At 59.0% G+C, this 21278-nt stretch carries 17 protein-coding genes; 8 read left to right on the forward strand and 9 right to left on the reverse strand.

The genetic code is table 11. The features are described from left to right. Positions 1-40 precede the first annotated feature (40 nt). Positions 41-2011 carry an amidohydrolase family protein gene (locus Q1A59_RS02095; protein WP_299643628.1) on the forward strand — a complete coding sequence of 657 codons (1971 nt, stop codon included), beginning with the start codon at positions 41-43 and terminating at the stop codon, positions 2009-2011. Continuing rightward, positions 2008-2664 carry a dephospho-CoA kinase gene (gene coaE / locus Q1A59_RS02100; RefSeq protein WP_298404225.1) on the forward strand — a complete coding sequence of 219 codons (657 nt, stop codon included), beginning with the start codon at positions 2008-2010 and terminating at the stop codon, positions 2662-2664. Before Q1A59_RS02095 ends, coaE begins: the two co-directional genes overlap by 4 nt. On the opposite strand, the gene Q1A59_RS02105 is transcribed toward coaE, so the two are convergent. From Q1A59_RS02105 to Q1A59_RS02130, 6 genes are all read right to left on the reverse strand, one after another. Then, on the reverse strand, positions 2652-5048 hold the full coding sequence (locus tag Q1A59_RS02105) for a transglycosylase domain-containing protein (protein WP_298482521.1): 2397 nt from the start codon (positions 5046-5048) through the stop codon (positions 2652-2654). The genes coaE and Q1A59_RS02105 overlap by 13 nt on opposite strands. 815 nt (positions 5049-5863) lie before the next feature. Then, on the reverse strand, positions 5864-6658 hold the full coding sequence (locus Q1A59_RS02110; RefSeq protein WP_299643633.1) for an alpha/beta hydrolase: 795 nt from the start codon (positions 6656-6658) through the stop codon (positions 5864-5866). A 164-nt stretch (positions 6659-6822) separates the two neighbouring features. Next, positions 6823-7179, reverse strand: coding sequence for a hypothetical protein (locus Q1A59_RS02115; protein WP_298404231.1), 357 nt, complete (start codon positions 7177-7179; stop codon positions 6823-6825). A gap of 18 nt (positions 7180-7197) precedes the next feature. Then, entirely contained in the window at positions 7198-8469 is a 1272-nt protein-coding gene (serS, locus tag Q1A59_RS02120) for a serine--tRNA ligase (RefSeq protein WP_298404233.1), read from the reverse strand. A 108-nt stretch (positions 8470-8577) separates the two neighbouring features. After that, positions 8578-9072, reverse strand: a complete 495-nt coding sequence (locus tag Q1A59_RS02125) for an 8-oxo-dGTP diphosphatase (RefSeq protein ID WP_298404234.1) — start codon at positions 9070-9072, stop codon at positions 8578-8580. Between the two features lie 177 nt (positions 9073-9249). Then, entirely contained in the window at positions 9250-9741 is a 492-nt protein-coding gene (locus Q1A59_RS02130; RefSeq protein WP_298404236.1) for an NUDIX domain-containing protein, read from the reverse strand. A gap of 307 nt (positions 9742-10048) precedes the next feature. On the opposite strand from Q1A59_RS02130, the gene Q1A59_RS02135 reads away from it, so the two are divergent. The 6 genes from Q1A59_RS02135 (at position 10049) to Q1A59_RS02160 (ending at position 15927) form a co-directional block, all read left to right on the forward strand. After that, on the forward strand, positions 10049-10777 hold the full coding sequence (locus Q1A59_RS02135) for a class I SAM-dependent methyltransferase (protein WP_298404237.1): 729 nt from the start codon (positions 10049-10051) through the stop codon (positions 10775-10777). Positions 10778-10901: 124 nt separating this feature from the next. After that, the gene (locus Q1A59_RS02140; RefSeq protein WP_299643639.1) at positions 10902-12074 is read left to right on the forward strand and encodes an NEW3 domain-containing protein; all 1173 of its coding nucleotides are present in this window, start codon (positions 10902-10904) and stop codon (positions 12072-12074) included. Positions 12075-12124: 50 nt separating this feature from the next. Further along, a complete protein-coding gene (locus Q1A59_RS02145; protein WP_298404241.1) occupies positions 12125-13072 on the forward strand; it encodes an ABC transporter ATP-binding protein in 948 nt (315 codons plus the stop codon). Beyond that, positions 13056-14042, forward strand: coding sequence for an ABC transporter permease (locus Q1A59_RS02150; protein WP_298404243.1), 987 nt, complete (start codon positions 13056-13058; stop codon positions 14040-14042). The genes Q1A59_RS02145 and Q1A59_RS02150 overlap by 17 nt, the downstream gene beginning before the upstream one ends. 148 nt (positions 14043-14190) lie before the next feature. Beyond that, the gene (gene crcB / locus Q1A59_RS02155) at positions 14191-14571 is read left to right on the forward strand and encodes a fluoride efflux transporter CrcB (RefSeq protein ID WP_299643644.1); all 381 of its coding nucleotides are present in this window, start codon (positions 14191-14193) and stop codon (positions 14569-14571) included. A 72-nt stretch (positions 14572-14643) separates the two neighbouring features. Next, positions 14644-15927, forward strand: coding sequence for a DUF190 domain-containing protein (locus tag Q1A59_RS02160; RefSeq protein ID WP_298404246.1), 1284 nt, complete (start codon positions 14644-14646; stop codon positions 15925-15927). Between the two features lie 46 nt (positions 15928-15973). On the opposite strand, the gene Q1A59_RS02165 is transcribed toward Q1A59_RS02160, so the two are convergent. The 3 genes from Q1A59_RS02165 to Q1A59_RS02175 all read right to left on the reverse strand — a co-directional run bounded on the left by Q1A59_RS02165 (position 15974) and on the right by Q1A59_RS02175 (position 20792). After that, positions 15974-18481, reverse strand: coding sequence for an ATP-dependent Clp protease ATP-binding subunit (locus tag Q1A59_RS02165; RefSeq protein ID WP_298404248.1), 2508 nt, complete (start codon positions 18479-18481; stop codon positions 15974-15976). 127 nt (positions 18482-18608) lie between these two features. Beyond that, positions 18609-19814 (reverse strand): 30S ribosomal protein S1, encoded by a 1206-nt coding sequence (rpsA, locus tag Q1A59_RS02170; RefSeq protein ID WP_298404250.1) that lies wholly within the window; start codon positions 19812-19814, stop codon positions 18609-18611. Positions 19815-19922: 108 nt separating this feature from the next. Further along, positions 19923-20792 carry a phosphate regulon sensor protein PhoR gene (locus Q1A59_RS02175; RefSeq protein WP_298404252.1) on the reverse strand — a complete coding sequence of 290 codons (870 nt, stop codon included), beginning with the start codon at positions 20790-20792 and terminating at the stop codon, positions 19923-19925. Positions 20793-21278: the final 486 nt, after the last annotated feature.

A 21278-nucleotide genomic window follows, 5' to 3' on the forward strand; every position in this document is an offset into this window, starting at 1 on the left:
ACAATGTCAAGAAGACGCCAAACGTGTTGAGGAGGATTGCATGGAGTATGTTGACACCCTGCTTACTGGCGGCACCGTTGTAACGATGGATGAAGCGTGGCGCATCTTTACTGAAGGCGCCGTGGCGATTCGCGATGGCGTAATCGTGGCAGTAGGGCCGAGTGCTGAGCTTACTGCGCGCTACACTGCCAAAGAAACGATTGATTGTCACGATTGCGCGATTATTCCCGGCCTGATCAACGGTCATGCCCATGTGCCGATGAGTCTCTTGCGCGGGTTAGTGGCCGACCAGCAGCTCGATGTTTGGCTGTTTGGCTATATGTTTCCGGTCGAAAGCCAGTTTGTCGATCCCGAATTCAGCTATATCGGCACGCTGCTCAGTTGCGCCGAGATGATCCGCGGCGGTACGACAACCTTCGTTGATATGTACTATTTTGAAGAAGAGGTGGCGCGCGCTGCCGATGAAGCCGGGATGCGAGCAATCTGCGGGCAGACGGTGATGCGTTTGCCGACACCCGACGCCGATTCGTTCGATGCTGGCATCGAGCGAGCGCGCCGGTTTATGGCTGAATGGCGCGGCCATCCGCGGATTATCGCCACGGTGGCGCCCCATGCGCCGTACACTTGCACCGACGACATCTATCGCCAAGCTGCTGCGCTCTGCGCAGAGTTTGGCGCGCCGCTGATCACGCACTTGTCTGAGACGGCACGTGAGGTGGAAGAGAGCATCCGTGACCGCGAAGTGACGCCGATTCGCTACGCCAAGCGGGTCGGCGCGTTCGATGTGCCCTGTATCGCTGCCCACTGCGTCCATGCCACCGAAGACGACATGCGGCTCTTACGTGAAGCCCGTGCTGGCGCAGTCCCCTGCCCGACCAGCAACCTCAAGCTAGCCAGCGGTGTGGCACCCTTCCGCCGGATGATCGAGACCGGGGTGCGGGTAGGGCTAGGCACCGATGGCCCGGCCAGCAACGACGATCAAGATATGTTCACCGAGATTCAGTTGGCAGCGCTGTTGCCAAAAGGCTTAAGCGGCGACCCGACGGCGGTACCGGCCCGCGAAGCCTTTGCGCTGGCGACCTGCTGGGGCGCGCGCGCCATCCACCTCGATCACCTGATCGGCTCGCTGGCCGTGGGTAAACGGGCCGACATCGTCGTGGTCGAGCTGCGCCGCTTGCACAGCGCGCCGCGTTACACTTACGCTGCCGACGCAATCTATTCGCACCTTGTCTATAGCAGCCGGGCCGCCGATGTGCGTGATGTGCTGGTTGACGGCAAACTCCTGCTGCGCAATCGGCACTTGCAGACGCTCGATGAAGAGGCAATCATTGCCCACGCGCAGGCGATTGCCGCTCGCATCAACGAGTTTCTCGCCACCCGTGAGCGCAATCTGCTAGCCAAGATTCTGGCGCTGGGAGGTGTGCAACAGGCCGAGATTTTCGAGATTCAGGTCAAGGCCCGCCTGCAACCGGCTGATGTCGAACGGGTGCTGGCCCTCTTGCGCAATCCGGCCATCACCATCACTAAGACTAGTGAACGCACCCAGTACGACACCTATTTCATCTTCGCCAACGGCGAACGGATCCGCATTCGCGAAGATCACCGCACCGATCCGGGCGCGCGCCCGCAACCAAAGTATACGCTCACGCTGATGGCTGAAGCGCGCCGAGTCGATCATCCCAAGGCGATGATGCTCTCGCGGGCGCGCTACACTGCTCCCGCCGACTATACCGTGCGCTTCTACCGCGAATACTTCCAACCTGACCGGATCGAGGAGATCGAAAAACGGCGGCGGCGCTGGCGCATTCTCTACCAAGACCACGATTTTGCGATCAACCTCGATACACTGGCTGGCCAGCCCGATCCCGGCCCCTTCCTCGAAATTAAGAGCCGGACGTGGAGCCGGCGCGATGCCGAGCGACGCGCCGAGTTGATCAGCGAATTGCTCGAATTGGTCGGTATCACCGATGAGGCGCTGGTGTTGCAAGAGTATGTGGAGCTGGCGGCATGAAACATCCCGGTATCTACTTGATCGGGCTGACCGGCGGCATTGCTTGTGGCAAGAGCACGGTGCTGGCGATGCTCGCGGCGCTGGGTGCGCGCACGATTGACGCTGATCGCGTCACCCATCGGCTGCAACAGCCGGGTACGCCGGTTTATCAGGCGATTGTGAACGCATTCGGCCCGCAAATCGTGACAACCCCCGGCGGCCCTATCGACCGGCGCAAACTTGGCGCGATCGTCTTCAACGATCCGGCGGCGCTCAAACGGCTCGAAGCGATCGTCCATCCGGCAGTGCGGGCCGAGATCCGCCAGTTTCTCGACGAAGTGGCCAGTGCGGGCAAATATGCCACCCGTCTGCGTCCGGTGGAGCGACCGATTGTGGTGATTGACGCGATCAAGCTGATCGAGTCGGGGTGGGCCGACGAGTGCGATCAGGTGTGGGTAGTGACGTGCCCGCCCGAACAACAGATTGAGCGGTTGATGACGACACGGGGCATGTCGCTGGCCGAAGCCCAAGCCCGCGTGGCGGCCCAGCCGCCGCAAGAGAGCCGGTTTAGCCGGGCGCACGTGATTATCGACAACGGCGGTTCGCAAGCGCAGACGCGGGCACAGGTCGAAGCGGCGTGGCAACGGGCGCTGATTGCCAGTCACGGCGCATAGCGAATCCGGCGCCGCTCTTCGATCACGCCGCCGTCAGCCATGGTCACCCGCAAGCGAATCGTGTAATCACCCGCCGGCCAATTGCTGGCCTTCCACACCCCCAACAAGCCATCCTCGACCGGCTGGTTGCTCTGGCCGAACACCTGCCAGATGGTCGGATCAGTTCCTTGGCCGATGTCAAGAATGAACGGGCCGCGCGCGGTGCCCTTGACAAAGAGCAAGGTGTTGGTGACGACACTGCTCTCGGCGAGATCGAGCAGGGCCATCGCGCGATCTGGCTCGCGTGGCGGCGGGCAATACTCGGTAGGCGCGGCGCGGCCATTGTACTTCGCCCATTCAGCCATCTCGGTCGGGTAAAGTGGAAAGGTCATCGTCCGCACCTCTTCCGGCGGCGTGTAGGGTGCGGCTAGACACGAACCATCGCCGCCAACGCGATACGTTTGGTATGTAATCGCGCTCACTGGCCCGCTACCAACCACAAAGCGTTCGCTAATCACCTGCGGGCAATTAGGAACCGGCGGCCCCCCCGTCTCAACGCAGACCGGCAACTCAACGATTCCCTCGGGTGGGGTGAAGGGTTGGGCCGGACGGTTGGCATGGTAGCGCAACATCAATTCGCGCCAAATGAGGCCGGCTCCATTCGCGCCAGCGACTTCGGCCATCGGGCGGCTATCGTTATTACCGACCCAGACGCCGATGACCACCGCATCGGAATAGCCAACCGCCCACGAATCGCGGTAATCATTGCTGGTGCCGGTCTTTACCGCTGCCGGAATATTGGGCAGCTCCATCACATTGTTGCGCCCGAACACCAGCCACCGGGCAGCGTTATCACTGAGGATGTCAGTAATGAGAAAGGCGATCTGCTCGCTCTGCGGGCCGAGCAACGGCTTGCCGCGCTGGGGTTGCCACGACTCGAGCATCTCGCCGCGACTATTAGTGACGCGCAAGATCGCCACTGGTCGCACCTGCCTGCCGCCGGCGCGCAAGCCGGCATACGCGCCAGTCAATTCGAGTAGCCGCACCTCGTTGCTACCCAATGCCATTGCTAAGCCATAGCGGTTGGGGTCGGTAAACGTCGTAATGCCAAACTCACTCATCAGATTGACGAAGTTCTCAACCCCGACAAACTCCAGCGCCTTTACCGCCGGAATATTGAGCGAATTGGCCAGTGCCAAACGCAGCCGCACCGACCCCCGAAAACGGCCATCGTAATTGCGCGGCTGGTAAATCACGCCATTCTCTATCCAGCTTGATGGTACATCCCACAGAATAGTCGCCGGCGTCCATCCACGCTGCAACGCCGCAGCGTAGACAAACGGCTTCAGCGCCGATCCGGGCTGGCGGGGCGCCATGGTCACGTTAACTTGACCATCAGGCCCGTTGAAATCAACACTCCCCACCATCGCCAAAATCCGGCCATCAGGCGACAGCATCACCACGCCGGCGTTGCTGGCATCACGCGCGCGCAGCTCGGCAATCTTGGTGCGGACTACCTCCTCGGCTTGGGCCTGCCAGTTCGGATCGAGGGTGGTAATCACGCGCAACCCACCCCGGTTGACCATCTCCTCGCCGAACCGCTGCACCAATAAGTCATAGACATAAAAGGTAAAATGCGGCGCTTGAATGGTCGTCATCGGCGGCACCAACCGGATCGGCTCCGCGAAGATCGAATCGGCTTCGGCAGCGCTGATAAAACCGGCGGCCACCATCTGGTTGAGTACAATGCGTTGGCGGGCGCGGGCTAGCGGCAAATTCTCGAACGGATTGTAGTTGGAGGGCGATTGGGGCAAGCCGGCCAACAACGTTGCCTCGCCGCGGGTCAATTGCCAGACATGCTTGCCGAAATATCGCTGCGCCGCCGCTTCCACCCCATACGCCTGTGCACCGTAGTAGACCTCATTAAGATAGAGCTTCAGAATTTGATCTTTGCTATACACCTGCCCAACCCGGATCGCCAAAATCGCCTCGCGGATCTTGCGTTCGATCGACTGCTGCTGCGCCTCTTCGGGGGTGAGCAATATGGTCCGCACCAACTGCATCGTGATCGTGCTTGCCCCAGAAACGGTCTGGCCGGCGGTGACGTTTTGCCAGAAAGCGCGCGCAATGCTAGGGAGATCCACGCCCGAATTGGTGTAAAAATTGGCATCTTCCACCGCCACTGTGGCGTCACGCAATAGCTTGGGGATGCGGTCGAGCGCCACCGGTACGCGCACCCCGGGGCCAATCACTTCGTACAGCAGGGTAGTGCCGTCACGGGCGTAGATGCGGGTGTTTTCGAAACTGCGGTGTTGGTCGAGCAACTCAGGCGGCGGTAGATCGCGGCCGTAGTAAACGTAGAGTCCGATGATTGCAAACAGACCGAACACGATGAGTACAAGCATCCCAAACACAAATCGGTTCAACCAACGCCATAATGCTGACGGGCGGCGTGATGACAATGCTGAGGAGCGATGAAACCGAGGTAATGGTGGGCGCGGGCGATTAGACATAGACGAGAACCATGCCAGACACCAAAGATTTGGTCCAAATGTGTTATTTGTTATGAGTAATATAGCGCGTTTTAGCGCCGGATGAGTAGGGCAAAATTGTGATAAAACGGTTGGTATTTGTGGGGCAGCAATGGCGGCGATGATGGCGGTCGGATCTCCGCAGAGGCGCACGGTCGTGCGTCTCTGCGAGGCGAGGTGGGGTGCCGGGAATTTACTGATATCCGTATCTTACCGTTGACTGCGAAGTCGGTCGTGTTCCCGGCGGGCCGGATTGTTGCAAATGGATGTCATATTTCGTTGCTACGCTGCATCAGTGCGAATAATTACGATTGTGGAATCGTCGGGGTTGCCAGACGGCGGTGCCGGGGGTTGACGGTATTCGTTAATGCGTTTGGTCGCAGCAGATTTGAAACCAGCCACGAGTGATGAATAGGTTGGCGGATGGAAGGAGAATTGCGGCGATTGCATGGTAAAGACCCACGGTCATGGTCTGTACAATCGCGTGGATGTGGTTTGGCATCGTGGTTCCACCACGGCGTGGGCTGATGGAATGCGGTACCTGTTTTGGTACCGAGGGTTCGTTTGCGCTGGCATCGTTGTGGTTCGATCAACAACGAGTCCTCTATCGATCAAACCGTTTGACCAGCGCAAAAGATGGAAGGTGGTTTTGGGCAATTTTGCAATTGACGAACATGATGTTAGCCCCCTTACCCCATCTCTCTCATTGCTGCCACCACCGCTGGCCATGCTGCGCTATGCGGTGTCGTCAGCTCAAAATGGCCGCATTGCGGTAGAATGGTCAGATGCGCTGTATCGCCGGCTTGCCGGGCCGCAGTAACGAAGGCGGCGACATAGGCCGCCGGTACGATCGGATCGTCGCCGCCTACGAGGTGGTAGTGAGGTACGCCGAGCGGCAAGAGCATGTGCGGCGACGCCTCGGCGTAGCGGTGCGGGTTGTGATCGACCAGTTCGGCGCAGGCTGGGCCGCAGGCGGTAGCAGTTACGCCTTGGGCGAGATCGGCGACGGCGGCAAGCGCAACCACGCCGTGGATCGGGAGCGGATTGGCGGTGGCGAGGGGACTGGTAGCCGGTAACGCAGGTCGTGCGGCTAGCCACAGTGCGAGGTGACCGCCTGCGGAATGGCCGACCGCAATCACCCGCGCAAGGTTCAAGGGGTAATCGTCGGCCAAAACTCGCAGATGGTCGAGGCCGGCAGCGACATCGTGAAACGTCTGCGGCCAGCCACCGCCGTTGCCCAATCGACGGTACTCAATGCTCCACACAGCATATCCGATGGCACGCAGCGCGGCACACCATTCACCAAGTGGTGTAAGATCATACGCTGCTTGCCAACAACCACCGTGGATGAGCACTATCACTGGTGCTGGTTTCGGGCTATTTGGCAAATACAGATCGCCAAACTGATCAGGATGGCTGCCGTAGGGGATACGTGCATCAGGCGGCACGGCAGGTTGGGCAAGGTAGTCGGTAACGGTAAGCATAGTTGCTACGTCGTGAATAACGCCACGATGCACAGGGTGTAAAGAAGCGAAAGGACTGGTAATAGAAAACGCAAATTTCTAAGGTTGTAACGTTCCAGACACGATGATTAGTTTGGTTATCCAACGAGCTACAGTCACTGCCCCAAATCCCAGTGCAGCTTTGCTTACGAAAACTGTTCCAGAAAGCTGTCAAGCGAGCCGTTGTAGTAAACGTGTACCACCTGATTAAAGGTAATCCGGCTCACCGCGTCCCACACCTCGTCGGGGTCGCTGCTGTAGGCGACGAGCATAGCTTGTTCGGGTCGCTCTTCATCTTCACCGGGCGGAATGACGAGCGCGAGCCATTGGTTGGGGTAGCGTTGTTCGATGAGTGCTACCGGTTGCACGTTGCCGCGCTCGACCATACCGGTGTAGGGGCAACCGCAGCCGCAATCCGGCCCGCAACTGCTGTGGTCGCCGGTGCCGCAACGAGGGTTCGTGCCACCGTGAAGTGCGCTGGTGAGATTAATAACGACTGGCATAGCGTCTTGCAGTCATCCTTACGGCCTGATTCGCTCCATGCCGCCCATGTACGGGCGCAGCACTTCGGGGATGACAATACTGCCGTCTTCCTGCTGGTAGTTTTCCATAATCGCGATAATCGTGCGCGGCAAGCCGAGGCCCGATCCGTTCAGGGTATGGAGGAACTCTGGCTTGGCGCCCGGCTCAGGGCGGTAGCGCAGATTGGCGCGGCGGGCTTGAAACGCCTCGACATTCGAGCATGAGCTGACCTCTAACCATTCACCCACTCCCGGTGCCCATACTTCGATGTCATAGGTCTTGGTTGAACTGAAGCCGAGATCACCGGTGCAGAGCAGTTTGGTGCGGAATGGCAAACCTAGGAGGCGAGCACACGCTTCGGCATCGCGCCGCAGCTTCTCGAGCGCCTGATAGCTCTCTTCGGGCTTGACGAACATGTACATCTCGACCTTATCGAACTGGTGGCCGCGCTTGATCCCGCGCACGTCACGCCCGGCGCTCAGCTGTTCCTTGCGGAAACAGGGTGTGTAGGCGGCGTGGTAAATTGGCAACTGGCTCGCTTCGAGAATCTCGTCGGCGTAGAGGCTGGTCAGCGGCACTTCTGCCGTCGGCACCAGCCACAAGCCCGACTCCTCGTCGCGGTAGAGATTGTCACGGAATTTAGGTAACTGACCAGAGGCCCACAATACCGACTCTTTGACCACAAACGGCGTATACACCTCTTGGTAGCCTTGTTGCAGGTGGAGATCGAGCAGCCACTGGATGACGGCCCGTTGCAGGCGCGCGCCGGCTCCGCGCATAACATAAAAGCGCGAACCGGCGAGCTTGACACCGCGCTCGAAGTCGAGGATGCCCAGCGCCTCACCCAGTTCCCAGTGCGGGCGAGCAGGGAAAGGCAACGGTCGCGCTTCACCCTCTTGATAGACGATCACGTTATCGTTTTCATCAACCCCATCGGGTACATCAGGGTGCGGCAGATTGCGGATTTCCAGCATTGCGGCCCGCTGTTGCTCTTCGACCTCGGCCAATTGACGATCGAGGGCAGCGATTTCATCACCCAATTGGCGCATCGCTTCGATCTTGGCCTGTCGCTCGGCAGCGTCGTTCATCGCACCGATCTGCTTCGAGACCGCATTGCGTTCAGCTTTGCGTGTCTCCACCTCGTAGATCAAGCGGCGACGCTGTTCGTCGAACGCGAGAACCTGATCAACAAGAGCGCCATCGACGCCACAACGAGCTAATTGACGTTTCACTTCGTCGGGCTGCTCGCGGATGAGTTTCATGTCAAGCATGGTTTTTTGCCGGTATGCAATGCGCACGTGCGCGGCGGTTGGTGCTGTCGTGGCAATTATACCACAGTGTAACCCGCTGTAGCCCTACGCCCCACCTCACCAATCCCGTTATACCCCAATCCGGCTATAGCGCCAATCAACCGGCTGGCCGTTGGTGTAAGGCATCACGCCGTGAAATGGGCGTGGGTCATGATCGAAGACGAGCGGCAGAAAGAAGCGGTCGCCGGGCCAGAGTGGCAAGTCCATGATGCGTACAAGTGGTACCCATTCGAGCGTTCCTTCAACATTCGCTGTTGGTGGTTCGCCACTGAAGCGGGTGATGAGGAAGATAAACGCAAACCAGTCTTCGCCGTTTTTACCAAACCCCGGCCAACTCACCGTACCGCGCAGCGTAAGTTCGAGGGCGGTAATGCCAGCCTCTTCACGCAGTTCGCGCTGCATCCCGGCGACAATCTCTTCGTCACGTTCGAGTTTGCCGCCGAGCCCGTTATATTTGCCTAGGTGCTGATCGCCGGCACGCGCGTTGCGATGTACCATCAGCACCGATTGACCGTCAGGTGAGAGGACGTAGCCAAGCGTAGCGAGAATTGGTGTATACGGCATCGTTAACCTCGATAGCAAGTGAATACGAAGACGCAACGTTATTCACATGCAAAAGCGCGATAAAGATTTGTGTGAGGGTTGTTTCCTCACCGCACATGTACCCCCCACCCCGCAAAACCTCTGCGCCCTTTGCGTTTCGAGCGCTGCGGAGCCAGACAGTCGTCCGGCTCTACTGCGTTACCATGCTCGATAGAGATGACGCTCACCGCGTTGCACTTCGGCGATTCGGCGCGCGCTGCCGGTGTCAACCCCGGCGGGCAAACGGTCGGGGTGAAAAAATTGGGCATCACAGATCTCGATGTCACCGCGGGGCGGCGCCGGCGGGCCATCAGCCACTGCGGTGAAGACGATCACGTAATCGCTGAGACCATTGGCGAGATAGTGGAACACACCATGGAGACCAGTCACCGTCACCGGGCAGCCGCTCTCTTCGAGCGCCTCGCGGCGGGCCGCTTCCGCCGGCGCTTCACCGCGATCGATCGCGCCGCCGGGCAGACCCCACGGTTTCGCCCCACCCCGGTGACGTACCAGCAAAAATTCATCGCCGCGCTGCACGATCACCCGCACCCCAATTGCGCGTGGGCGGAAGATAATACCTTGCGCCAACCGCAAGCGGATGAAGAGATTATATGCTCCGGTGAGGATGATTTCGCGCAAGGGGTGGATCATGGCCGCTGTTAACCCTGTCGCTTCAGCCGCTGGATCGTTCCACCGATCGCAAACGCATCATAGCACGGGCATATCTTGGCCGCAAATCGGCGTCGTGAGGGCTGTTGTGGCGTGAGCAGCGAGGGCAATACCCGGCCTGCGCATGTTCGGATATATTCCTTTAGGCAAGGGTCCCATGGAGATATGCCGCTGCAATGAGGAAAATATCCCCATCCGTATCTCTGCCAAAATACACAAGACAAATGGAGGGTTGCTGTGGTTTGATGAGTGAAGCTGTTAATCTTCCTTCGTCTCGGCAGGAGGAACTATGACCTTTGCCTACAACCAACAGCAATGGAATGCCTTAGGCCAGCTTGATCCGTTCTGGGCAATGACCGGCATATCCGGTTGGGAATTAGCCGACTTCTTTCAAACTGGCCGGCATCAGATAGCACAGTTGCATGAAGAGATGCAACGTCTCGGTTATCCGCGTCGGTTTCAGCGTGTACTCGATTTCGGTTGCGGGATCGGGCGAGTGGCGCCGGCCCTGTGCGAGCATTTCGCTGAGTATATCGGTCTTGATGTCGCCGAGAGCCTTATTTGCAAAGCGCGCGAGCTGCACCGCGATTTGGCCAATGCTCAGTTTCTGGTCAATACGACCAGCCGGCTCGAACTGCCAGACAATAGCATCGATTTGATCTTTTCTTTCGGCGTCTTCCAACACATTCCCGATCGGCAAGCGATTCTGAACTTGTTAAGCGAATTTGCGCGGGTTTTAGCGCCGGGTGGGTTAATCTTTACGAACGTTTGCCACCACATACACTGGTTATACCGCTTGCAACTACGGCGTCGCGCCTACACAATTCTGAAGCGCTTAGGTTTTCCTGATCACGCGCTCTATTACCGCTTAAAGCTGTACCCGCAATCGGTTCACGCAATTCCGCTTCGCCTTTGGTATGGGCATTTGCAAACGCTCCCCTTGCAAGTGCGCGTGATGCGCCCGCAGTCAGCGCTCGATGCGCCGCACCAGTTATGGGAATATGCGCTAACCAAGTGAAGAGATTTCATAGAGAACACTAATACACAACTAATCTTTTTCTAATCATTACCGTCTATCTTCCCGAAAGTGAGCGGATCTCCGCGGCAGATTCTACAGTTGCCATCACAAGGGGAGGTAGACGATGCGCGCATTTCGCAACATCAGCTTGCTCGTGATGTTAGCGCTGATCGCCGTCGTGGGCGCAGCGCCAGCGCTGGCCCAAGAGAACCAGCGTGATCTCTTCTTTTACACTCGTTACCCCGCCCAAGAAGCCACCGTTGGCGATGTTGTCACTTTCAAACTCACGCTCGGCACCGATACGACACCGCAGATTGTGCGCCTCGGCATGCGTGAAGCACCGAGCGGTTGGAATATCACCTTCCGCGGCGACGGGCGTGTGATCCAGTCAGCCTACATTGAGCCGAATAACAACGCGACTTTTGATCTGCGCATCGAGCCGCCATCAGATGTGAAGGCCGGTTCGTATCGGATGGTGGCGGTAGCGACTGGGGTGAACCAAGAGGTGACGTTGCCGATCGAGTTGACGCTGAAGGCCAAGACGGTGAACCCCGCTGGTCTTACCTTCAAGGTCGATCTACCGACATTGCGCGGTTCGCCTTCAACCACCTTCCGCTACAACGTTACACTTAAGAACGAGAGCAGTGAAGAGGTGCCAGTAAGCTTGCTGGCTGAAGCGCCGCGCGGTTTCCAAGTTGATTTCAAGTTGTCGGGCCAAAGCATTACCAGCGTGCCGTTTGGCCCCAACGAGTCAAAGAGCCTTAGTGTGGAAGTGCGTGCGTTGAATCCTGACGTACCCGCTGGCACCTACGAAATCGGTATTCTGGCGCGTGGCGGTGATGTGCAAGCGACGACCCGTCTCGTGGCCGATATTACCGGTCAACCGCAATTGGTGCTGACAACCCCCGATGGCCGGCTTTCTGGTGAAGCACGTATTGGCGAAAAGACTGATGTGAAGTTGGTGATACGCAACACCGGCTCTGCACCGGCGCGTAATATCGAACTGAGCGCCTCACCACCGATTGGCTGGACGGTCGAATTTGAGCCGAAGCAGATCCCTGAGCTAGCCAATGGCCAACTGGTCGAAGTCACTGCGAAGGTACAGCCGTCGAATCAGGCAATTGCCGGTGATTACCTCGTTACCTTCACGGCCCGCCCGGCTGATGCAGCGGTTGCCACCAGCGAATTCCGGTTTACGGTGTTGACCTCAACGATTTGGGGGTTAGTTGGGATTGCCCTGATTGCGGTGGCGGTGGTTGGCGTTGGCGTGGCGGTGATGCGGTTTGGCCGCCGGTAATGTAAAGCCGCACGTCGTGTGTTTCTACCACGATAACAGGGGAAACGATTATGACCGACGTGGTGATTGAATGCCGTGATTTGACCAAACAATACGGCACGTTTATCGCCGTCGATCACCTCAACCTGACCGTGCGCAAGGGCGAAATTTTCGGCCTGTTGGGGCCGAATGGCGCTGGCAAGACCACTACCATTCTGATGCTGCTGGGCTTGACCGAGCCGACCGGCGGGAGTGTGCGGGTGTTAGGCCTTGACCCGGCCCGCCAGCCGCTTAGCGTCAAGGCGCGGGTTGGTTATCTGCCCGACCAAGTCGGTTTCTACGACAACTTGACCGCGCGCGAGAATCTCAATTACATCGCCAAGCTTAATGGTATGCGCGAGCCAGAGATGAGCAAGCGCATCAACGAGGCGCTTGCTCAGGTTGGGTTGAGCAACGTGGCCGATCGGCGGGTTAAGACCTTCTCGCGCGGTATGCGCCAGCGGTTGGGGGTGGCCGAGATTTTGATCAAGCAGCCGCAGCTAATCATCATGGACGAGCCGACGCTGGCGCTTGACCCGGAAGCGGTGCGCGAATTTCTCGATCTCATCCGCCAGCTCAAGGCGAGCGGCATTACCATCTTGCTCTCGTCGCACCTATTACAACAGGTGCAGGCGGTTTGCGATCGGGTCGGTCTCTTCCACCAAGGGCGCATGGTGCTGGAAGGCACAGTCGGCGAGTTGGCCCAGCGCGTGCTTGGTGGCGCCTACCGCATCCACGTTGAGGCTGAGGGTGGCGATGCGGTGGCGGCGGCGTTGCACGCCTTGCCCGATGTGGTAAAAGTGTCAGCGAACGGCTCCCAATACAACGTCGAAGCGCGTGCCGATCTGCGCGCCGAGATTGCCCGCAAGGTGATCGAGGCAGGTGGTAAGTTGCTGGGTCTGAGCGTAGACACGCCCAGCCTCGATGAGGTGTACGCGCGCTACTTCCAGAAAGGAGCGGCCTATGCAGCACGCGCGTAGCATAGCACCCGCGCGCCAGCGCGAAGGTTCGCCGTGGACGGGGTTGTGGGCGGTGGTGGCCAAAGAGATGGCCGATTATCTGACCAGCGCCCGCATGATGATCCTTGAAGCGCTGATCTTGCTCACCGCTTTTGGCACCGTCTATGCCGCGTCACAGAATCTGCGCGCTGGCGCTGGCACTAGCGATGATTTCCTCTTCTTGCGCCTTTTTACCACGGCCCGCGAGCCGCTGCCGGCCTTTGTCGGTTTCCTTGGCTTGCTGGTACCGTTGCTAGCGATTGCGCTGGCGTTCGACTCGATCAATGGCGAGTTCAACCAGCGCACGCTCTCGAAGGTGCTGGCGCAGCCGATCTACCGCGATGCCCTGCTGTTGGGTAAATTCTTGGCCGGTTTGGGCACGCTGGCTTTGGCCCTGACCGCGATCTGGCTCCTGATCATCGGCATGGGCTTGCTGCAACTGGGGGTGCCGCCGAGCAGCGAAGAGACGGTGCGCATGCTGTGGTTCTTGCTGATCACCATCTTCTACGGCGGAATTTGGTTGGCACTGGCGATGCTCTTCTCGATCATCTTTCGCCAGCCGGCCACGGCGGCGCTAGCCGCGATTGCCGTCTGGCTCTTCTTTACCGTCTTCTGGGGCATTATCGCCAGCCTGTTGGCTCGTACCTTGCAACCGGTGCCACCGGGTGATACTCAAGCGTTGATCAACCAAATTCAACTGGAACTGCTGCTCACTCGGCTATCGCCAAATACTCTCTTCTCGGAGGTGGCGCTGGCGATGCTCAACCCGGCAGTGCGCGCCTTGGGGATTGTTCTGCCCATCCAGTTGCACAACGCCATCCCCGGCACACCATTGCCGGCTGGGCAGAGCATCTTGCTGACGTGGCCGCACGCCACCGGCCTGATCGCGGCGACAATCGTGCTGTTCGCTATCGGCTATATCCTCTTTCAACGCCAAGAGGTGCGGGCGTAATTGCCGGTAGGGGCGAATTATTATTCGCCCCTCCCATCCTTCGCCCCCTACTCTCCCCACACTGATATTCCCCACAATTTCCCCAATCGTCGTACAATACAGATAGCTATTGTCGGGTTCTGCCTTGCACAAGGAGAGATAGGCAGCGATGAACAACGTATTGGCGATTGCGCTGGGGGCGGCGATTGGCGCCAACCTCCGCTACGGCATTGGGTTGTGGGCAGCCCAACGCTTCGGCACGGCGTGGCCATACGGCACCCTCATCATCAACCTGCTCGGTTGTCTGCTGATTGGCGTGTTGCTGACCCTCACCGCTAACCGGCTGACCCTCAGCGAACCGGTACGATTGATGTTGGTGACGGGTTTGCTCGGCGGGTTCACTACCTTCTCGACGTTTGGCTACGAGAGCTTTACCCTGTTAAATGCCGGCAATTGGCTGGCGGCATTGGGGTATGTCGGCGGGAGTGTGGTGGGCGGTCTGATCGCCGTAGTCGTTGGAGTCGAGCTTGGGCGATGGATCGGCGGGTAAGTGGTTTGGTGTAGGATAGTCGGTGAGGGCAACGCCTAGTGTCGCCCTTGCCTCCTTGAGAGGAGGTCTCCAATGGAGCAGGCCGTGACGCAGCAGCTCTGGATCTATATTGATGAAGGCGATAGTCAGCAAGGTCGCACGATCGCCTCACGGATTGTCGATACGCTGCGGGCCGCTGGTGCGCCGGGAGTGACGGTCTTACGCGGTGTAGGAGGTTACGGCACCCATGGCGTTTTCCATAGCGACTTGCTGGTCGATATTCCTAGCCGGCTGCCGCTGATCATCACCTGCATCGACCGCAGCGATCGCTTGCAACGAGTATTGCCTAAGCTGAGCGAGTTGGTGCAAGAGGGGTTGATCGTGCTCTCGCCGGTGCTCGTTGTGAAAGTGGGCCGGCGCGCCGGCGGGATTTTTCCTTCTCACCTGACTGTCGCCGATGTGATGAATCACGATGTGGTCTCAGTGACGGTTGATACGCCGGTCGGCGAGTTGGTGCGGCTGCTGCTCGAACGCGGCTTGCGAGCGATGCCAGTCGTGGATGGGCAGCGCAAGGTAGTAGGGATTGTTACCGATGCCGATTTGTTGCAACGCGGGGTGAGCCAGTTGCCGCTGCACTTGCAGCAGTTGCTGCCGGGTGATGAACGAGCGGCGCAATTGGCCGCAATTGCAACCCGTCCTGAACGGGCGGTCGACGTGATGACGCCGAACCCCCGTACTATCGCGGCGACTGCTTCGTTAACACAAGCGGCATTGCTCATGGCCGAGCATGATCACAAACGGTTGCCGGTCGTTAATGGCGAGGGGCAGTTGGTAGGGATTGTCAGTAGGTCAGACATCTTGCAGACAGTAGCGAATAACTTTGCGGTGAGTCCTGAAACGGCACCTACCGGCTTGAATGCCGCCAAGACGGTTGGTGAAGTGATGGTGCGTGACGTGCCAACCGTTACTCCTGAAACATCGTTGATCGAGACGCTCGATCGGGTTTTATCGACGCCGCGCCGACGCGCAGTGGTGATCGACAATGAACGGCGCGTCATTGGCATCATCAGCGATGGCGACATTCTGCGCCGGGCAATGCGACCGGTGGCGCCGGGCTTGTTGCAACGCTTCGCCATCTGGATCGGAGGCGGCGCTCGCCCGCCTGAGTTAGAGCTGGCGCTCAAGAATCACACCGCGGCTGATGTGATGACAAGCCCTGTGATAACAGTGACACCAGATACCCCAATTACAACTGCGGTTGAGCAGACGATCACGCACCGGATCAAACGCTTGCCGGTGGTTGATAATGAAGGCCGGTTGGTAGGGATGGTTGGGCGAGCTGCATTGTTGGGGGCATTATTAGGTAGCAGCCAGTAAGGGAAACGGAAGGGGTGCAGCATTGCTGCACCCCTCTTGGTGTTCTCTATGCCAATGCGGGGCTTTCTTCAACCTTCTCTTGATCGATTTCGCGCTGTGAGCGCAACCGCAGTTGATCCTCGCACGTATCGACGATCACGGTATCGCCATCTTGGAACTGCCCAGAGAGCAACCCCTCGGCCAACGGGTCTTCGATCAGACTAGTGATCACCCGCCGGAGCGGTCGCGCGCCGAAGGCTGGGTCGTAGCCGCGGCGGGCAAGGAACTCAAGCGCGTCAGGCTGCACGACTAGCTTGATCTGGTGCTCATCGAGCTGCGTCTGCACGCGCTTGAGCATCAGTTGGGTGATCGACTGAATCTCCTCGCTGGTCAGCGGATGGAAGATGATCGTCGCGTCGATGCGGTTGAGGAACTCAGGCCGGAAAAGCATTCTGAGCGCCTCATCAACCTTACGCCGCATATCCATCTGGTCGATCTCGTTAGCATTGCCGCCGAAGCCAATCCGTGACGCACGGCGGATGTGCTCGGTGCCGACGTTGCTGGTCATGATGATGATCGTGTTGCGGAAGTCAACCCGTCGGCCCTTGCCATCGGTCAGGTGGCCGTCTTCGAGCACTTGTAGCAAGAGGTTGAAGGCATCGGGGTGTGCCTTCTCGATCTCGTCAAACAGCACCACACTGTACGGCTTGCGGCGGACAGCGTCGGTCAGTTGGCCACCTTCGCCATAGCCGATATAGCCGGGCGGCGAGCCGACCAGCCGTGAGGTGGTGTGGCGCTCTTGGAACTCGGACATATCGATCTTGATGAGCGCCTCTTCGGTGCCGAACATAAACTCGGCCAGCGCCTTGGCCAGCTCGGTCTTGCCGACGCCGGTGGGGCCAAGGAAGATAAAGCTCCCAATCGGGCGCTTGGGGTCTTTGAGACCGGCGCGCGCGCGGCGCACCGCCTTCGAGATGGTGACAATCGCCTCGTGCTGGCCAACGATCCGGCTATGGAGAAACTCCTCCATATGCATGAGGCGCTGGGTTTCGTTGCCGGTCAAGCGCGTCACCGGTACACCCGTCCACATCCCGACCACTTCTGCGATGTCCTCTTCGGTCACGTAAGGTCGGTCGTAGCGTTCATCGCTGCGGGTGCCAAGTTCGGCTTCAATCTCTTGGATGCGCTGGAGCATACGCTCTTCGCGCTCGCGCAGATTGTCGGCCAGCTCAAGCTGCTGATCCTCTAGTGCCGCCTCGCGCTCTTTGCGCAGGGCTTCAAGGCCGCGCAGCGCATCACGTAGGCGCGGCGGGGTCGCCGAGCGATACATACGCACGCGTGAAGCCGCCTCGTCAATCAAGTCAATGGCCTTATCGGGCAATTGCCGATCAGGTACGTACCGGGCCGACAACACCGCCGCAGCACGGATCGCCTCGTCGCTGATTTGCAACTGGTGAAAATCCTCATAGCGCGACTTGATCCCGCGCAAAATCTGGATCGTATCCTCAATCGACGGCTCATCGACCATGACCGGCTGGAAGCGCCGTTCGAGGGCGGCGTCGCGCTCGATATACTTGCGATACTCATCGAGCGTGGTGGCGCCGATTGTCTGCAACTCGCCGCGCGAAAGGGCCGGCTTGAGAATATTAGCCGCGTCGAGCGTCCCTTCGGCGCCGCCAGCGCCGATAATGGTATGGAACTCATCGATAAAGAGGATGCAGCGCGACTCTTTGATCTCGTCGATCACCCTCTTTAGCCGCTCTTCAAACTGGCCGCGGTATTTTGTGCCGGCAACCAAAGCACCCATATCGAGGGTTACCACCCGCTTGCCCTTGATACTATCGGGCACATCGCCTTGGACAATCCGCTGCGCCAACCCCTCGACGATTGCCGTCTTACCGACACCGGGTTCACCGATCAGGGCCGGATTATTCTTGGTTCGGCGCGAGAGAATCTGGATCACGCGCTCGATCTCATGCTGGCGGCCAATAATTGGATCGAGCCGGCCCTGTTCGGCCATCTCGGTCAGATCGGTGCCGAGTGCATCGAGGTATGGCGTCTTCGACTGGCGCTGAGCCGGCGGCGTGCCGGGCGCAGCCGCAGCGCGCGTTTCACTGCTGGCGCCGGCGGTGCCGTGGCGCAGCGTGCGCATCACCTGATTGCGCACCTGCTCGAGCGACACACCCAGAATATCGAGCACGCCGGTGGCGACGCCTTCGCCATTGCGCACCAACCCTAGCAACAAATGCTCAGTTCCAATATAGTGATGGTTGAGGCGATTAGCCTCTTCAATCGCGTACTTAATCACCTTCTGGGCGCGGGCCGTCAGCTCTTGGTCAGTGACCATCGTGCTCTCGCCGGGGCCAACAATAAATTCAACTGCGCTGCGCGCCTGTGGCAGCTTCACTCCCAGCTCATCAAGCACGCGGGCCGCGATTCCTTCGCTCTCGCGGATCAGCCCTAGCAAAATATGCTCGGTGCCGATGTATGGATGGTTAAACGCGCGCGCCTCTTCGGCGGCTAATTGCAGCACCTGCTTGGCACGCTTGGTAAATTTGCTGTACAGATCAGACATACTCTTCTCCACCTGCTAGACTGGAGGAAACGACTATTGGGCCTGACAGACCGGGGAATACGAATATTGCCCTCTCTTGCCATTGTTGCTGGTTGAGAGCGCCATCTCGACCAAGCAACGGCAGGAGCTAGCCATCATCCTCCGCTTCTGCGCCGCTCTCGGACGGCTCGTGTTGGAGCCGCAGACTCAATCCCATCCGCTTCCGCGCCGGATCGATCCGGATAATCCGGGCCTGCACCACTTGCCCTTCACTCAACACCTCGCGAGGGTGTTGGATCCGCTCGTCACCCATCTCCGAAATGTGGATGAGACCCTCCACCCCATCCTCGATGCGGGCAAAAGCACCGAACGAGGTGAGTTGAGTGATCGTCCCTTCGACGATCTGGCCTAACTGATACCGCTCGGCTACCTTCGTCCATGGCTCGCTCTGCGTGCGCTTGATCGACAACGCGATCCGCTTGCGCTCGTGATCGATGCTCAGGATCGACACCTTCACCTTGCTGCCGACCTTAAGCACCTCGGCGGGGTGTTTCACCCGCGACCACGAAATCTCGGAGAGGTGAACGAGGCCATCGGCGCCGCCAATATCAACGAAGGCACCAAAATCGCACACCGACGAGACGATGCCTTCGCGTACATCGCCCTCGCGCAGTGACGACAGCAACTCATCCTTCTTCGACTCGCGGGTTTCAGCGAGCGCCTGCCGTTCCGACAAGATCAGGCGGTTGCGGTTACGATTAATCTCGATGACCTTCAGCGGCAATTCGACATTAACCAGCCGGGCCATTTCGGATTGCTTCTGCGTTTCCGAGCTGCGGCTGATGCTCGACACTTGTGACGCAGGCACAAACCCGCGCACGCCGTCGAGATCGACCAGCAGGCCGCCCTTGTTGTAGTTCTTGACGCGGGCGTATATGATCTCACCCCGCTCGTAACATTCTTGCAACGCGCGCCAGCTCTTCTCTTGCCGAGCTTTGTCGATCGACAGGATCGCGCGGCCTTCTTTGTCTTCCGATTGGACGACGAAGACAAGGACCGGATCACCCACCTTCAGCGCAGCGCGATCCTCTTCACTGAGCGTCTGCATCTCGCGGCTAGGGATGACGCCTTCGGCTTTGGCGCCAATATCGACGAGGATTTCGTCGCGGTCGATCCGCATAATCCGCCCATCAACTGTATCGCCGTGTTTGAGGTTGCGATAAGAATGAGCGGGATCGCGCAGAATCTCCTCCATAAGCGCCTGATCGCCGCGATCGAGCAGATCGTTTAGATCAGGTTGGCGAGCTTCGTCGTGATCGTTTGAATTATTGCCGACATGATTCAACTCTTCCATGAAAGATCCCTGCGCAGAAGCGGCGGCGCGCCATTCGACGGGGCTTGGTCGGAGCGATACGTAGCAATATTATACGCCGGGCAGATTTAAAACGCAAGGATCATGATACTATTCCGCTTTCTGATGCAGGTAGGTATCGTCGAGTGTGAGGGCGTAACTGCGCGCTGGCGTGGTGAAGCGCACCGCGCTAAGCGGGAGTAGGCCGGCGCTGCGGAGGGAAAAATAGGCCTCTTCGGCACAAATGAGGGTGCCGGGCGTGGTTTGATGGATGAGGATCGCGGCTTGTTCAAGCGGTTCGCCGATCGTGTGCAGCCCGATTAGCGGCACCACTGCTACCCGCCCACGACCACTGCTCAGGGCCATCGGCGGTACAGGCAAGCCGGCGGCTTCAGCGCGGGCAATGATGCTGGTTGCCGCTGTAATGGCGTTCCGTAACGGATCGGCTTCGATAGTAAGAGCACCGAAGATAAGCAGAACATAGCTGTCGCACCACTGGAGTAAGGCCTGTTGGCGCTCGACCGGCTCGCTGATCAGATGGGTCCGTGCTCGCAGTTCGTCAAGTTCGTCGGCAATATAAAGCTGGCCGACTGCCAAGACGGCGATGGCCGCGTCGCGTCCACTGACTGGCGGGTGCAGGTCGAGTGGATTGATCTGGCGCAGCGCCGGTTGGGCCGGCTGGAGGCGTTGCAGGTGATGCTCAGTGCGCGATTGTTGCAAAAGCCGGTTGACCGCATGGCAAACTTCACCCCATGCGCCAGTTCCAACTTCGAGTTTGGTGTCAAGGGGTGTGTGGTGGAGACGATGGGCTAGGGCGCGCATCGCGCGCGCGAGCCGGTAGCGTTCCCAGAGTAGCGCGAGCACGCAGCCGGCTAAGGCGATGAGTGCAAGCGCAGGCGCAACAAACGCACTGGTTAACGCACATATGCCGAGTATCACGATCAGCGATGTAGTTGGCGCATACATCCAGCGGCCCATCATTTACCCCGTTTTCCCCGCCTTGACTAGCGTTGGGTGCAGGGTACCATAGAGGCTGAAGTATGCAGATTGTGCGTAGATTACAGATTGGCGAATGCTTGCTCGTTCCTAACGTGGCATAGCGAGCCGGGCGGAGCGCGGCGACGCAATCCCCGGCGAGTACGGAAGCTGCTCGCTCAGGCACAGGTGCCGCTGAAGCGGAAGATTGCTTCGGTCGGGCACCACCCTGCTGCGCTGGGTAGCGCCACTTTCTCGCCATGACATTGGCATGCGCCGGCGCAATGTTCGGCGGAGCGTGAAGCGACGAGGAAGCTGACAGGCTAGAGCCTGTTATGCACTTCAGAGATAAACGTGGGATGCGTTCAGCATGACACGTAACCCCTCTCCACGCGATGGGAGCGATGAGGAGTGGGCCCTCGTCGCTCTCTCCCTGACCAGCAGACCAACGACGCCCCGTAGCGCAACCACGCGCTGCGTGAGGTCGTGAAC

It is taken from the genome of uncultured Chloroflexus sp. (genome assembly GCF_937951745.1).
Classification (GTDB): domain Bacteria; phylum Chloroflexota; class Chloroflexia; order Chloroflexales; family Chloroflexaceae; genus Chloroflexus.